This is a genomic window from Vibrio toranzoniae, from assembly GCF_024347655.1.
Taxonomy (GTDB): Bacteria; Pseudomonadota; Gammaproteobacteria; order Enterobacterales; family Vibrionaceae; genus Vibrio; species Vibrio toranzoniae.
On record NZ_AP025515.1, the window covers coordinates 926677 to 942338 of the forward strand.

Consider the following 15662-nt stretch of genomic DNA (forward strand, 5'->3'; position numbering starts at 1 on the left):
TTTTCCCATTTATCTCTCTATTTTAGGATCGGCTATGCTTGAATCTTCTCATTTCAATATTGCTTTCTTTGGTGAATGTATGGTCGAAATCAGCGGCTCCCCATTAACCAAAAAGTTTGGCGGTGACACGCTTAATACCGCCCTTTACCTTTCTCGCTTAACTCAGCATCAAAACCTCTCTGTGCACTACGCGACAGGGCTTGGTAGCGATGAACTGTCTCAGAACATGGTTGATAACTGGCAGGTAGAAGGTATTCAAACCAACTTCGTCGAACGCATCCCAAACAAGTTGCCCGGCTTGTACATGGTCGAAAACGACGAGACAGGCGAGCGACACTTTCATTACTGGCGTAACGACGCGGCAGTAAAATTCTACTTTCAAATCGATAACTTAAACAAGCAAGCTGACAACCTAAACAAGCTTGAAATCGCGCTAACAGAGAAACAAGTCGATGCGATTTACATCAGCGGTATCAGTATCGCGATCTTGGATGATGCCTCTCGTGAGCGCCTATTCAAAGCCATTAGCGTGTTCTCAAACCAAGGCGGTAAGGTGATTTTTGATAATAACTATCGCCCGCAACTTTGGAGCACTGAACAAGCTCAACATTGGTACGCCAAGTTACTACCGCTGGTGGACATCGCCTTGATTACCGAAGACGACGACCTGCTTGTATGGGGTAACTCCGAGAGTGTTCAACAGCGCTGCCTTCGTTTGGGTTGCCAAGAGATCGTCATCAAACGTGGCTGTGAGCCATGCAAGATTGTTCAAGTTGAACAAGGCGATGTTGTTGAGAGCTATGTATCCGCGACTCGTGTTTCTAACGTAGTCGACACCTGCGCTGCGGGTGACTCCTTTGCGGCGGGTTATCTGGCGGCGCGCCTTACTGGTGAGAGCGCCCCCGATTCAGCTGAACTAGGTCACCAACTGGCTTCTACCGTTATTCAATACTCAGGCGCGATCATCCCGATAAGCGCCATGAATCACTTAATTAAAAAATAGAAAAACAAAGCGGAATTATTATGTCTCAAGAAATGATCAACAAACTTAAGCAATTCAAAGTTATCCCTGTTATCCAAATCAACAAGGTTGAACACGCGATTCCACTGGCAAAAGTGTTGGTAGAAAACGGCCTACCAGTTGCTGAAGTAACATTCCGTACTGAAGCGGCAGCAGATGCGATTCGTGCGATGCGCGATGCGTACCCAGAGATGTGTATCGGTGCTGGCACAGTACTAACACCAGAGCAAATCGACCTTGCGAAAGAGGCGGGCAGCGAATTCATCGTAGCTCCGGGCCTGAACCCAAACACCGTAAAACGTTGCCAAGAAATCGGCATGCCAATCGTTCCGGGCGTAAACAATCCAAGCCAAGTAGAGCAAGCGCTAGAGCTTGGCCTTAACTTCTTGAAGTTCTTCCCGGCAGAAGCGTCTGGTGGCATCAACATGGTGAAATCTTTGCTAGCGCCTTACGTTGATGTGTCGCTAATGCCTACTGGCGGTATCGGCAAACACAACGTCAATGATTACCTAGCGGTTGATCGCGTGGTGTGTTGTGGTGGTACTTGGATGGTATCGCCAAAGATGATCGAGAACGAACAGTGGGACGAGATCGCGGTGCTGGTTCGTGAAGCGGTTGAGTTGGTTAGCTAGTCATCAGTTTGTGAGCTCATTCGTTTGTTAACAGGCGATAGGCTTTGAGCTCACGATAAACAACAACAGTGGCTAAAGGTTCTGTTTTGTGAATTGCCTCCGATAAACAAAACAGAACCGTATTTATATAGGAAAACTAATAATGAAAAAATCTATATTATCCCTATTGATTTCAGGTTCAGTAGTATCCCCAATGGCGTTAGCAATGGCTCCGAATACCGATCTAAATTTAATGCCGTACCCGCAAACAGTCGAGCTTCAAGCTGGGCAAGTTCAGGTTGACGGTAACTTCAAGGTTTACATCAAAGGCTTTAACTCTGATCGCGTTGAATACACCGCAAAACGCTTTATTGATCGCCTTGAGCGCCAAACTGGCGTGCCGATTTTAAACTGGCAGGTTGATAGCGCAGACCAAGCGAACCTGATCATTGATATCGACGCGGCGCCAAAGTCTGAAATACAAAATATCGACTCTGTAGAGTCCTACAAGATTACGACTCAGGGTGAACAAATCACGCTGAGTGCACCAAGCCCTTATGGCGCAATTCACGGCATCGAAACCCTTTTACAGCTCGTTGAAGCGACAGCGACTGGCTATCATATTCCTGCCGTAACCATTGTTGATGAGCCTCGCTTTCGTTGGCGTGGAGTATCTTATGATACCTCGCGTCACTTTATTGAATTCGATGTGTTGATTCGTCAGCTAGATGCGATGGCGTCGGCGAAGATGAACGTGTTCCATTGGCACTTCTGGGACGATCAAGGCATTCGCATTCAAACCGAATCATGGCCGCGTCTGTGGTCTGAAACCGCTGATGGTAATTACTACACCAAAGACCAAGTCCGTTACTTAGTTGAATACGCCCGTAACCTTGGTATTCGTGTGATTCCTGAAGTGTCGCTGCCGGGTCACTCTTCTGCTGTAGCGCATGCTTACCCACGCTTGATGTCGGGTGGTGAAGGTCAAAGCTATGAACAAGAACGTGGCTGGGGCGTATTTGAGCCATTGATGGACCCACTAAACCCTGAGCTCTATGAAATGCTGGGCGACGTATTTGATGAAGTGACAGAACTGTTCCCTGATGAATACTTCCACATTGGTGGCGATGAGCCGAATTATGCGCAGTGGAAAAACAGCGCAAAGCACCAACAGTTCATCGAAGAGAACAATATCGATGGCGAGCGTGGCTTGCAGTCTTACCTCAACGTAAAAGTTGAAAAGATGCTCGAAGAGCGCGGCAAGAAGATGACGGGTTGGGATGAGATTTGGCATAAAGATCTGCCAACTTCTATCGTGATTCAAAGCTGGCAAGGGCACGACAGCATTGGTCGTGCGGCGAAAGAGGGCTATCCAGGTATTTTGTCTACCGGTTACTACCTAGACCAACCTCAACCAACCAGTTACCACTATCGTAATGACCCAATGCCAAGTGGCATCACGGTTGACGATAAGCTGCACAGCGGCGAGAAGTTTGTGACTTACCAATGGCAAAAGCCTCGCTCTAAAGGGAGCCCACGTAAGGGAACACTGACTATCATTGAAGCGAAAGACGGTACTTTCCGCGCGTTCAGTGATTACAACGGCAAGTCTCGTGAAGAGATTTACATCCTTGATTATGTGCCGGGTAAAACCTTTGTTGGCCACTTCGATAACTTCATGTCGTACACCGAGTTCAACCTGAACCTCAATCCAAATGGGTTTGCGGAAGGCAGCTATCAGTTAATTGGTAACGTGCGCTGGCCAACCACAGGCGAAGTGATTGCGAGCAGCGATGTAGAAGGCAGTGTGATTCTTGAGCCAAACGGTGGTTACCCTGCGGAGTTAACCGACAAAGAAAAAGAGCTCATCTTAGGCGGCGAGATCACCATGTGGCTAGAGAACAAAGACAGCCTCACGGTCGAAAACTACTTATGGCCACGTAGCTATGCAATAGCAGAGCGCTTCTGGTCTGATGCCGCATTGACCGACGAGCGCAGCATGTATAAGCGTATGAAAGCGATGGATACATGGTCTGAAGTCTCGGTTGGCCTGCGTCACCATGCGGATGCTGATATGTTGTTAAAACGCATTGCGAAAGGTCAAGATATTCACGACCTGCAAGTGCTTGCCAAGTACACCGAGCCAGCACAGTACTATGCGCGTAACTGGGAGAAGTGGAACTCTACTGAACCCAAGGGTACTTTATACAGCCAATACGAGCGCTTAAACCGCTTTGTTGATGCGCTGCCAGTCGAAAGCTACGCCGTGTATGAGATGCAAGATTTGGTCAACGACGTTGCGACGGGCAATCAACAAGCGCTTGAGCAACTTGCAGAGCATTATCAACAAGCAAAAGCGGCTGCACTCGCTGCTAAAACTGTCTTCGCTGGCAATGTGTCCTCAGTAGAAACTGTGATTGTCGCAGAGAAAACGGCGGAAGTCGCAGACTTGGCGCTCACCTTGATTGCTAAAGCGCAAGCAGGTGAAAAAGTTAGAGCAGCAGACGTGAATGCCTACCAAGCGATACTGTCTGATTCAGCGAAAATCTACGATGAATCGATCATCGCGATTGTTCGCCCCACAGAGCTACTGTTAAAGGGGCTGGCTGAATAGTTGAAGCCACTGAGTGAATAACCTGCTAGTCGACTAGCTAACCGCTAAATAGATAAGCAGATAAAAGCTGAATAGCGAATAAGTCACACGACAATAAGAGATTCAAAACCGCCCTCTGTGGGGAATAGTGATTAATTTGTCTCAATATTTTGGAGTCGTTACCAGATATTAAACTGAGACACGCCTTAAAGAGTAAAGAATATGAGCTTGTTTTATCCAACCTAGCATAAACAAATTAGCTGAAAGAATGAACAAAATGGCTGTCTATTCTTATATTTAAGGTAGGTTACATCCCCACAAATAATTTATGAGTAATATCTGGGCCTAATCTGAAAAAGGAATAGTCCCTATGTATAAGTACAAATTACCTGTCCTTGAAAAAGTCGGATTTGGCGCCGGAGATATGGCTGTCAATGTGGTGATTTCATCGATGATGTTAATCATTACATTCTTCTATACGGATATTTTTGGTATCAAACCCGAAGACTTAGCGATGTTATTCATTGTGGTCCGATTAATCGATGCGGTGACCGACCCGTTGATGGGCATGATTACCGATAAGTTTACCTCTCGCTGGGGTCGTTACCGTCAATACCTACTCTTTCTTGCGATTCCTTTTGGTGTCTCGGTCTACTTAGCTTTCAGCACACCAGACGGTGATTACAACACTAAGCTGGTTTACGCTTACGCGACATATATCTTGATCACTGTCATGTTTACGGCAGTGACCATTCCATACATCTCTTTGATCAGTGTGATGACCGACGATCCGAAAGAGCGCTTGTCTGCGAACGGTTACCGTTTGTTCTTCGCTAAGATCGCGGCTTTTCTTGTCACCATTATCGTTCCGCAGTTATCAACCGCTTGGGGCCAAGATAACATCCAATTGGGTTACCAATATTCGATGGGTTTGATGGGATTGATGGGCACGTTGCTGTTCTTGTTTTGTTTCGCGACCACCAAAGAGCGTATTGAACACGTGGTCGACAAAAAGTCATTCAAAGACCAAGTTAAATTGCTGATGAGAAACGACCAATGGTTAGTGCTGTGTGCGGTATGTGTGACAGGTACTATCGGCTACGTGATTCGTGGGTCAGTTGCCGCGTATTATGCCAAGTACTACCTCAGTGGTGACGCGGGTACTATCTCAGCCTTCCTTGCAACGGGTGTCGGTGCGGCGATTCTGGCGATGGTTGCGTCAACTTGGATCACTAAAAAGTACTGCAAAATTAAACTGTTCCGTTACAGCCAAGTATCGGTACTGTTATTAAGCTTGATGCTCTACGTATTTGTTGGTCGTGAAGATTTGGCTTTGGCTTTCGTGTTGTATTTCTTAGTTTCTTTCGTCGTAGATTTGCATGCACCTGTATTCTGGTCTGCGATTGCCGAAGCCGTTGACTACGGCGCATACAAAACAGGTCAACGCGTTTCTGGCCTAGCGTTTGGCGGTATCTCCTTTAGCCAAAAGCTAGGTATGGGGATCGGCGGTGCGGTGGTCGGTTGGCTACTAACCTATTTCAATTACGTGCCAAACGAAGCGCAATCAGACTACGCCCTTACCGGTATCGCACTGATGTTGACGGTTATCCCAGGCTTTTTCCACTTCCTAATGGGCTCACTGATGTCTAAATACAAAGTGACTGATAAGTACTACCAATCGATGACGGCCGCCAACATCCAAGGCGGAAAGAAAAACCTAAGTGAAGTTCAACCTTCAAAACCTCAAACAAGTTTCGAAAATTAAGGCGAGAGTATGACTGAATTCGTAAATCCTATTATAGAGCAGCGTGCTGATCCACACATCTTCAAACACTCGGACGGCTATTACTATTTTACCGCTTCGGTACCGGAATATGATCGCATAGAGATTCGTCGAGCAAAGAGTATCTCTGAACTCGACACCACCAGCGAACTCGTCAATGCATGGTACAAACCAGATACGGGCCCATACAGTGATTTAATCTGGGCACCAGAGCTTCACTTTATCGATAACGCTTGGTACGTCTACTTTGCCGCCGCGCCATCACGAGAAATCATCGATGGGTTGTTCCAGCACCGTATGTATGCGATTTCCAATTCGAATCCAAACCCGATCACATCAGAATGGACGTTCGAAGGGAAAGTCGATACTGGCATAGACACGTTCTGTCTGGATGCGACGTCTTTCAGTCACAACGGAGTTAACTACTATGTTTGGGCGCAAAAAGACAACAACATCGGCGGTAACTCCAATATTTATATATCGGAGTTAGAAACACCGACCAAGCTACGTACTGCTCCCCGATGTTTGACCCTTCCAGAGTTTGAGTGGGAAAAAATTGGTTTTTGGGTCAATGAAGGACCGTCGGTTATCCATCGTCACGGAAAGTTCTGGATGACTTACTCCGCCAGCGCGACCGACGAAAATTACTGTATGGGGCTGCTGTACGCGGATGAAAACAGTGACTTGCTTGACCCAAAAAGCTGGGTGAAATCGAAGCAGCCAGTGTTTAAAACTAACTGGGAGAAAAAGATCTACGGGCCTGGCCACAACAGTTTTACGGTCGATGAACAAGGCCATGATCTGTTGGTGTATCACGCACGCGATTACACCGAAATTGAAGGTGACCCGCTTTGGGACCCCAATCGCCACACACGCATTAAACGCCTCACTTGGAAAGACGGATTTCCTATCTTCGGTGAAGCGATTTAATCCAGTTACCTCAGTACCTGCAACTTGCAGGTACTGTGTTTTTGCAAGGAGTATCTATGCCTAACAGCATCATCCCGCCCAGCTCGATCAAGGCTGCTATCGAGAGCGATCTTTTTACCGATGACAAGCCGGCCAAGGTTCATACTTTACGTAACCACCACGGCATGACGGCTACTTTCATGGATATTGGTGCAACATGGTTGAGCTGCCAAGTTCCAACGCCTTTTGGTCAGCGTGAAGTGTTGCTCGGCATGACATCAATGCATGATTACCAGTCTCACTCGGCGTTTTTAGGTGCGACCATAGGCCGTTTTGCCAACCGTATTGCCAAAGGGCAATTCAACTTAAACGGACAGGTTTATTCCATTACCCGTAATGATAATGGCAATAGCTTACACGGTGGTATTGAGGGTTTTGATAAGCGCCGCTGGTTGGTGAAAGACCAAAGTGATTTACACATTACTTACTGTTTGATGTCTCCCGACGGTGACCAAGGGTTCCCGGGAAACCTTTCCGCTGAAGTCGCGTATACGTTGACGGAAAACAACCAGCTGTGTATCGAATATTCGGCTATTTGCGACAAAGATTGCCCTATCAACCTAACTAACCACGCCTACTTTAATTTAGACGGTGCGGAATCTGGCAAAACCATTCTCGATCATGAATTACAACTGCGTGCCAACGAATACCTGCCCACCGATGATAAACTCATTCCGACGGGTGAACTGAAAGCGGTGCAAGGGACCAATTTTGATTTTAGTACAGCTCAGAGAATCGGAGCCCGTTTACTACAAGATGAAGACCAAAAGTTGGCCAAAGGTTATGACCATGCTTTTACTTTGCCTGAAGAATTGACTGACGGTGTGGGTACTATCGCTCGCCTAACCAGCTCCGATAAACAGGTGGTGATGTCTGTGTTTACCGACAAACCAGCGATTCAATTCTATAGCGGGAACTTCTTGTCAGGAACCCCATCTCGTACTGGGGAGTATCAAAACTATCAAGGGCTTGCGCTTGAGACTCAGTTCCTACCTGACTGTCCAAATCATCCAACATGGCCGGAAGCGAACAAACGTTTTATTACCAAAAAGTCATTCTATCAGCATCAAACCAGTTATCAGTTTATGACCCATCATAGTCAGTGATCACAAACGATTTGGGCTGGTAAGGGGTTCTAGCCCAACATGGTGCTTACATCACTTTCTCACTTTCTCACTTTCTCACTTTCTCACGATAAAGCTTCGGGCTTAACCCCACTTTATTCTTGAACCCGCGACGAAAGTAGAGTGGTTCAGAGTGAGCCTTTATTTTCAACTGCTTGTGTTCAGCTGCCTGTATTCAATGATTACTTTCAACGGAGCGTACCGGTTATTCCTGACTACTTACATTGTGCAGCGTTAGGATGAAAGTCATGCCTTGGTCTGGGTTGTTCTTCGCTATCAAGGTGCCCTGCATATCACGCACGTTGTTGGCGGTGATTGCCAGCCCGAGCCCCAAACCTTCGCCCATTTTTTTATTGGTATGGAAGGGTTCGAAAATAGTTTCGAGTTGGTCTTCTGAGACGCCGCAGCCATTGTCTTGAACCTTGATCACCACGCGTTGCTGTTCGGTGTGTGCACTGACAATAATGGTGGCAGGCGTTTGATGGTTGGTGGCGTCAACGGCGTTTCTGATCAGGTTGCCAAGCACTTGGCGAAGTCGTGCTTCTTCACCCATCACCATCGAAATATTGGACGCGATACGTACTCGCATATCAATGTTTTTTAACTCGGCTTGGTGAATTCTTAGGGTTTCTTGTAGCGCCTCTGTGAGAGAAACTGGGTAGGGGCTTTCCAGCCTTTTAAAGGCAAACGACTTCAACTGACTGGTCATGTTAGCCATTCGGTCGATGAGGCTCATGACTAAGTCCATGTTCGCTTTCAACAGTTTGGTCTCGCCTCTTTCCATCAGTAATTGATTGCTAGAAAGCAGAGTTTTTAGGCCGGTAAGCGGCTGATTAAGCTCATGAGTGATCGCACTCGACATGCGACCTAGCGCTGCGAGCTTGCTTGATTCAACCAGCTCTTGCTGTGCATCTTTTAGATCTTGTGTTCGCTCTTCTACCCGCAGTTTCAGCGTTTTATTGGCGTTTTGCACCGCAATTTCCGCTTTCTTGCGTTTACTTATATCGATCACCGTACACAGGTAATAAGTGGTGTCATGCCAAGGGAAAGCGCTAATAGAGAACAACACAGGAAAGTAGCTACCATCACTGCGTCTTGCCATGGTTTCGACACTGGTGATCTCGGCCAGTTCTTGGTGTTGTTCTAAATTCTTGAGCAGTTGGAGTGTGGTTGAATTTGGATTACCCGCTTCAAAAAGTTGCCACGCTTTGATGTTGCTTATCATTGAGTCGGACAGGGAAAAGTATTTCTTTGCCATCAGGTTGATATCGTGGATATGGCCGTATTTATCGATCAATACTAACCCAACATGCGTCTTATTGATCATCCTAGACAGTCGTTTCTCCGACTCTTCGATAAGCTTTTGGATTCGCAAATTGCTGAGCTTTTTCTGGCGTCTTTGATAGAGGATAACCAACAATAACAGAACGAAAAGACAGCCCACAGCCACGCTCCAACTTATCCAGTTAGTGGTTTGGTTGAGGCTAGTTAATGGGGTCAAATAGGTTAATCGCCAATTTAGATCGTCCAACTTGATCGATTGAATCAGGTAGTCCTTACCTTGTAGTTGCCACACTTGAATATGGGTTTGATCGTACAACTCGCGTTTTGTGGCTCTGGGCTGAGAATTGAAGGTGTCGTTGAACCAATCGGCACTCAATCGATTATCACTGGAGAGGAAGAACTGCTCTCGAGGGTTTTGAAACAGTATCGCTTCACCATCGGCAAACCATTGATCGATAAGAAGCGATAAGTCGATTTGTACCGCAACAATACCCACCACATCGGATGCTCGATAAACCGGTGCCGCAATGAAGTAATCGGGTGTCACGCCTTTATTTTTGGTGACCACTGAGATAGCGCCACCTTGCTGGTGGATCTTAGACACAATCGTATTGGCGTTCTTTTTACTCAGCTTGCTTCTTTCGACACTGGAAACCAACAACTCACCTTCAGCTGAAAGTAGGTACCAGCCCTTGGTGTTGGCCGCTTTGTCTAATTGAATTAGTTGTTTTTTAATGTGTTTTTGGAGGCGACTTTCACCATCAATAAAACGAACGCTGGTTTCATCGTTCGTGACCAGGTAAGGCAAATAGTAAAAACGTTTGAGTGTGCGTCTTGCTTCAGCAATGTACCCAAGAAAGCGTTGTTCTGCATAACGCTGAGCTTGCTCAAGCTTCCACTGGCTTATCCCATTTTTAGTGGCTAGCTGAACCAAACCAATTAACAAACAGGCGAACACGAACAGCCAATATCGATTATTTTTAACCATTCTTGATTAAATCCTTTTAAATTAGTTAGCTGTCTGTCTCTTTAAATGAGTGAGTGCGAAGCTTCACGGTTTTATGACTTGGAAGATGAAGTGTGGGACAAATTGAAGCTAACAAACATTACAAAACGGTTAAAGGAGTGTTATCCAAAGTGGGAGCTAGCTCCTTTTAGTCTGCGGTGTTTTTACATACCGTGGGCGACATTATTCTGATGTAAGCAGCGGAACCAAACTATGCAGCGTATAGCTTTGATTGAAGATGATGCGATAGTGCGTCAAGCAACCAGTCAGTGGTTACAATTAGCGGGCTTCGATGTCACCGCATTTGAGGTTGGGCAAGATGCGTTAAACGCGGTAGAGCAGGGTGATTTCCAAACCATCATTAGTGACGTGCGTTTGCCTGATATTGATGGCGTTGAGCTATTAGGGCGGTTCAAAAATCTTGTGCCAGACGTGCCTGTTATCTTGATTACAGGTCACGGTGATGTCGATATGGCGGTTAAGGCTTTACAGCAAGGTGCCTATGACTTCATCGAGAAGCCGTTTGATCCAGAACGCCTCTCTCAAACGGTCTCTGAAGCGGTAGATAAATTTCAAAGTGGCCAAGACAGGATCAGTCGCCAAAGCTATTTAGATAACTTGAAGGGCATTGAACAGGTTCTGATTGGTCGCAGTAAAGTGATGTGTGAATTGAGAGAGCAAATACACAAGGTTGCCTCGATTGATACCAATGTGATTATTTATGGTGAAACCGGCTGTGGTAAAGAGCTGGTCGCCTCTTGTTTGCATGAGTTTAGTCAGCGAAAACCTCATCCTTTTGTGCCACTAAACTGTGGTGCGATTCCAGAAAACCTATTTGAAAGTGAGCTGTTTGGCCATGAAGCTGGTGCGTTTACTGGAGCCGCCAAACGACGTATTGGTAAGCTAGAGTTTGCCGACAAGGGGACGGTGTTTCTTGATGAAATAGAGAGTATGCCGCTATCTATGCAGGTCAAAGTACTGCGGACTTTGCAAGATAATGTCGTTGAGCGTGTTGGTGGTAATCAGCAACAACATGTTGACTTGCGTGTGGTATCTGCTTCGAAAAGTGATTTGCTCAATCACCCCGACTTTCGCCAAGATCTTTTCTACCGTTTGAATGTCGCGCAGCTGCATTTACCGCCGCTCAGTGAGCGAGAAGACGATGCTCTTATTCTTTTCGAACATTTCACCCAGGAAGCCCATACTGAAACACGAATTGCTAGTGAGGCTGATCGCTATGCTTTGTTGTCGTACTCGTGGCCAGGTAATGTGCGTGAGCTGCGCAATGTCGCGATTCGTTTTGCATTGGATGAAAGCCTGACAGTCGGTGATATTTTGGCGTGTCGTCCTAACTCTGTTACGGAGTCCACCACTGCGGGTATCCCTTTGGCTGTCCAGGTTCAGAGTTTTGAGCGAAAAGTGATTCACGACGCGTTAGTGCGTTATCAAGGGCGTATCAACGATGTGATGCAAGATTTAGATTTACCACGTCGAACACTAAACCAAAAAATGGTCCGTTATGCATTGAACCGAAGTGACTATGTCGACTCTTAGTGAACCGTTTAACTGTCATTATTAATGATGACTGATGAGCAAGAAATGGCTCATTGTTTATTTATCAAATTATTAACATTGATCACGCAAATGTAACGCAGTGTGATGTAACCACCTTTATGAGGGTGTTAATTACGGCTTTGGATAAGCAAAAAACAGCTCATGTAATCGCTGTCAAATAAGCAATATTTTGCCTATTTCAAATGGTTTTTTCATTTAATTTAAACCATATCAATAACTTACCTTATTGGCATTGTGCTTGCTATCTAGCTTTTGTTGTTAACAAAAATATAACGTGAATAACTCTACATGGAGAGTAACAATGAAATACAACAAGCTAGTTAAAACTTTAGCGATCGCAATGGCCTCTATTGGCCTTATCGGCAACGCTTCAGCACAAGAAGAGCGCAGCTACATTTTAGCAACGGCCTCAACGGGTGGGACTTACTATCCGGTTGGTGTGGCCTTAGCAACTTTGAGTAAAGTTAAGCTTGCGCCTAAGCAGCACTTTTCTTTGGCGGCTATCAGCTCTGCTGGATCCGGTGAGAACGTAAAGTTGTTAAATGAGAACGAAGCTCAGTTTGCCATTTTACAAGGCTTGTATGGCGCGTGGGCGTGGCAAGGGCTTGGTCCATATGAGAAGTCAGGCAGTCAAAAGCAACTGCGTTCAGTCTCTATGCTATGGCAAAATGTTGAGCATTTCATTGTTCGTTCTGATCTGACAGAAACGGGCACCATGACTGATTTGAAGAACTTGAATGGCAAAAAGTTCTCTATTGGTAAGAAAAACTCAGGAACAGAGAATTCAGGTCGTCAAATTATGCGAGGCCTTTCCATAGACCCAGAACAATTTAAACTCGCCTTTATGGGTTACGGTGGCAGTGCGAGCGCATTACAAAATGGCACGATTGATGGCATGAATACGCCCGCTGGTGTTCCTGTCGGGGCGGTTACTCAAGCATTTGCGGCCTTAGGTGAAGACATTCAAATCTTGTCGTTTACCGATGCGCAAATCAAACAAGCGAACGGTGATTACAATATCTGGACAAAATATGAGATCCCAGCAAACACTTATCCAGGTGTCGATCAGCCGATTACCACTATCGCACAACCTAACTTTCTAGCGGTTCGTGAAGACATCTCTGAAGAGGATGTTTATCAGCTCACCAAAGCTATCTATGAAAACCTACCTTTCTTACAAGGTATCCACAAAGCAACCAAAGCAATGGCTCTCGAGAAAGGGATCGCAGGTCTTCCTGTTCCGCTTCACCCGGGCGCTGCACGTTACTACCAAGAAGTGGGCATCGAGATCCCTTCTGAGTTGATCGTCAACTAGCTTACCTGTTGTCAGGTAACTATTAGTTTATGAGCCATTGGTTTATGAACTATTGGTCTGTGAACTAACGGTTTGCCATCAACTACCCCCTTCGTGACTTAATTGTTGGTGCGCGTTCGCTAAAGAATGTGTTCGTGCGCCTCCTCACTTTATGGATTTTCTCTTCGTGTTTGCTGCGGAGAGCAGGAGTTTTCTATGAGCGATTCGCTGCAGCAGGAACTGAAAAAATTTGAACTGCCGACCCGGACGGATTTCCCGTGGGTGGGCAAAGCGATAACAACAATGGGTGTGATTCTCTCTTTATTGCACATTTGGTTTAACACGCTATCCACCTTACCAGAGCTTTGGGTTTCAGCGACTCACTTCGCGGGTTTTGCGATCATCTGTGCGCTTTGGTATCCGGCTCATATCTCGCTTAAAAAGAGCAAAGTAGCTTTAGCGGTCGATATCGGAATCGCTTTAGCGGCTCTGGCTTGCCTTATTTATATTCCCTTTGCCGAAGATGCGCTTTATGAGCGAGGCGTGAAGTTTATCGCCAGTGATTGGTTCTTCTCTATCTTGGCGATTGCAATTGTTATTGAGCTGATTCGCCGTACTATGGGCTGGTTTATTCCGGTGCTTATCTTGGTGTGTTTGAGCTATGTGGTGCTTTGGGGGCAATGGACCAGCGGCATCTTCCACTTCCCGGGGTTGAGCCTTGAGACTCTACTTTATCGAAGCTTTTATTCTTCGGAAGGGATGTTCGGCTCTATCTCAAGAATCAGTTGGACCTTCGTGTTCATGTTCATCCTATTTGGCGCATTCTTAGTACGCTCTGGTGTCGGTGATTACATCATTGATGTGTCTCGCGCGGCGGCGGGTAAAGTGATTGGTGGCCCCGGTTTCATTGCGGTGATTGGCTCTGGCTTGATGGGCTCGGTGTCGGGCTCTAGCGTGGCAAATACGGTATCCACTGGCGTAATCAGCATTCCCCTGATGCAAAAAGCAGGCTTCCCTTCGCGTTTTGCAGCAGGTGTTGAAGCCGCTGCATCGACGGGCGGGCAGTTGATGCCACCAGTGATGGGCGCTGGTGCGTTTATCATGGCGTCTTACACGCAAATCCCTTATGTCGATATCATTGCGGTTTCCTTCTTACCTGCGCTTATCTACTTTTTGTCTGTGGCTTTTTTCGTGCGTATTGAAGCGAAGCGTAGTGGGGTACAGAAGGTGGTTTCAGGGTGTGAACCGTTGTTGAAGGTGCTACTTTCAGGATGGCACAACCTGATCCCACTAGCGGTGTTGGTAACCTTATTGGTGAAAGGCTTTACGCCGACTTACGCGGCGGGTATCTCTATCCTGTCCGTAGTCGTGGCTTCATGGTTCTCTAAAAATCATAAAATGGGTCCAAAAGCGATCATTGAAGCGCTTTCTCAAGGCGCGAAAAACATGGCGACGACGGCAGTATTGTTGGTGGGTATTGGTCTCGTTATCAACGTGATCAGCACCACCGGAATTGGTAACACTTTCTCGTTGATGATCAACAGTTGGGCGAATGGTGACTTGTTGGTGATGATAGCCTTAATCGCACTCGCTTCTTTGATTCTGGGTATGGGCTTACCAGTAACGGCGGCTTATATCGTGCTGGGCACTTTGTCGGCTCCGGCTTTATATAAACTGATTGCTGAAAGCCAGTTGCTTGACCTGTTGGTATCGGGCCAGTTACCTGAACAGGCAAAAGCCATCTTTATGTTGGCGGCACCAGACAAGTTAGATTTATTGAATGCACCAATGGCACTTGAAACAGCCAAAGAGATGATTGCTTTAGTGCCTGCTGATTTTGTGGAAACGCTGCTTGAGCAAAGCCTCGGCCTAGAAGCGATTAGCCTTGCACTGCTTTCTGCACACTTGATCATCTTCTGGCTATCGCAAGACAGCAACGTGACACCGCCAGTTTGTTTGACTGCATTTGCGGCAGCGACTATCGCTAAAACACCACCAATGAGAACAGGTTTAATGGCTTGGAAGATCGCCAAAGGCTTATACCTAGTACCGTTGCTGATTGCCTACACTAATTTAGTGAGCTGGGATATTGTCTCGGTACTGGTAACGGGTGGTTTTGCTATTGTTGGCACTTACGCGTTTATCGCGGCAATTGAGGGTTACCTAGAAAGTGAAATCAATGTGATGACTCGAGTCGTGTTAGTCGTGCTTGGCGTGGCCTTGGTGTGGCCTGATGTTTCAGTCGTAATTCGCTTAGTGTGTGTTGCTTTGTTTGTCGGTATTTTTATTCACAGTGGTCGCAAATACGATGCTAATAAAGTGAAAAGAGAATCGAAAAGCGAGGAAGAAACTGAACCTCAAATCGAGTCTAGAACGGTCGCTTCCTCCCTATAATTAAAAGG

10 protein-coding genes are annotated in these 15662 nt (G+C 46.4%); 9 read left to right on the top strand and 1 reads right to left on the bottom strand.

The features are described 5' to 3' along the window. The first annotated feature begins 34 nt into the window (after nt 1-34). The 6 genes from OCU50_RS18540 (at nt 35) to galM (ending at nt 8083) form a co-directional block, all read left to right on the top strand. Nucleotides 35-1003 carry a sugar kinase gene (locus OCU50_RS18540; RefSeq protein ID WP_060469171.1) on the top strand — a complete coding sequence of 323 codons (969 nt, stop codon included), beginning with the start codon at nt 35-37 and terminating at the stop codon, nt 1001-1003. 20 nt (nt 1004-1023) lie between these two features. Next, entirely contained in the window at nt 1024-1653 is a 630-nt protein-coding gene (locus OCU50_RS18545; RefSeq protein WP_060469172.1) for a bifunctional 4-hydroxy-2-oxoglutarate aldolase/2-dehydro-3-deoxy-phosphogluconate aldolase, read from the top strand. Between the two features lie 142 nt (nt 1654-1795). After that, the gene (locus OCU50_RS18550; protein WP_060469173.1) at nt 1796-4246 is read left to right on the top strand and encodes a family 20 glycosylhydrolase; all 2451 of its coding nucleotides are present in this window, start codon (nt 1796-1798) and stop codon (nt 4244-4246) included. A gap of 349 nt (nt 4247-4595) precedes the next feature. Then, entirely contained in the window at nt 4596-5990 is a 1395-nt protein-coding gene (locus tag OCU50_RS18555) for an MFS transporter (RefSeq protein WP_017057738.1), read from the top strand. 9 nt (nt 5991-5999) lie between these two features. Continuing rightward, nucleotides 6000-6938, top strand: coding sequence for a glycoside hydrolase family 43 protein (locus OCU50_RS18560; RefSeq protein WP_060469174.1), 939 nt, complete (start codon nt 6000-6002; stop codon nt 6936-6938). Nucleotides 6939-6994: 56 nt separating this feature from the next. After that, on the top strand, nt 6995-8083 hold the full coding sequence (gene galM, locus OCU50_RS18565; RefSeq protein ID WP_082710369.1) for a galactose-1-epimerase: 1089 nt from the start codon (nt 6995-6997) through the stop codon (nt 8081-8083). A 223-nt stretch (nt 8084-8306) separates the two neighbouring features. On the opposite strand, the gene OCU50_RS18570 is transcribed toward galM, so the two are convergent. Continuing rightward, nucleotides 8307-10373, bottom strand: coding sequence for an ATP-binding protein (locus OCU50_RS18570; protein WP_060469175.1), 2067 nt, complete (start codon nt 10371-10373; stop codon nt 8307-8309). A 231-nt stretch (nt 10374-10604) separates the two neighbouring features. Between OCU50_RS18570 and OCU50_RS18575 the strand changes: the two genes are divergently transcribed. The 3 genes from OCU50_RS18575 (at nt 10605) to OCU50_RS18585 (ending at nt 15654) form a co-directional block, all read left to right on the top strand. After that, on the top strand, nt 10605-11945 hold the full coding sequence (locus OCU50_RS18575) for a sigma-54-dependent transcriptional regulator (protein ID WP_060469176.1): 1341 nt from the start codon (nt 10605-10607) through the stop codon (nt 11943-11945). Between the two features lie 322 nt (nt 11946-12267). Then, a complete protein-coding gene (locus OCU50_RS18580; RefSeq protein ID WP_017057743.1) occupies nt 12268-13281 on the top strand; it encodes a TAXI family TRAP transporter solute-binding subunit in 1014 nt (337 codons plus the stop codon). 195 nt (nt 13282-13476) lie between these two features. Next, nucleotides 13477-15654 (top strand): TRAP transporter permease, encoded by a 2178-nt coding sequence (locus tag OCU50_RS18585; protein WP_060469177.1) that lies wholly within the window; start codon nt 13477-13479, stop codon nt 15652-15654. Nucleotides 15655-15662: the final 8 nt, after the last annotated feature.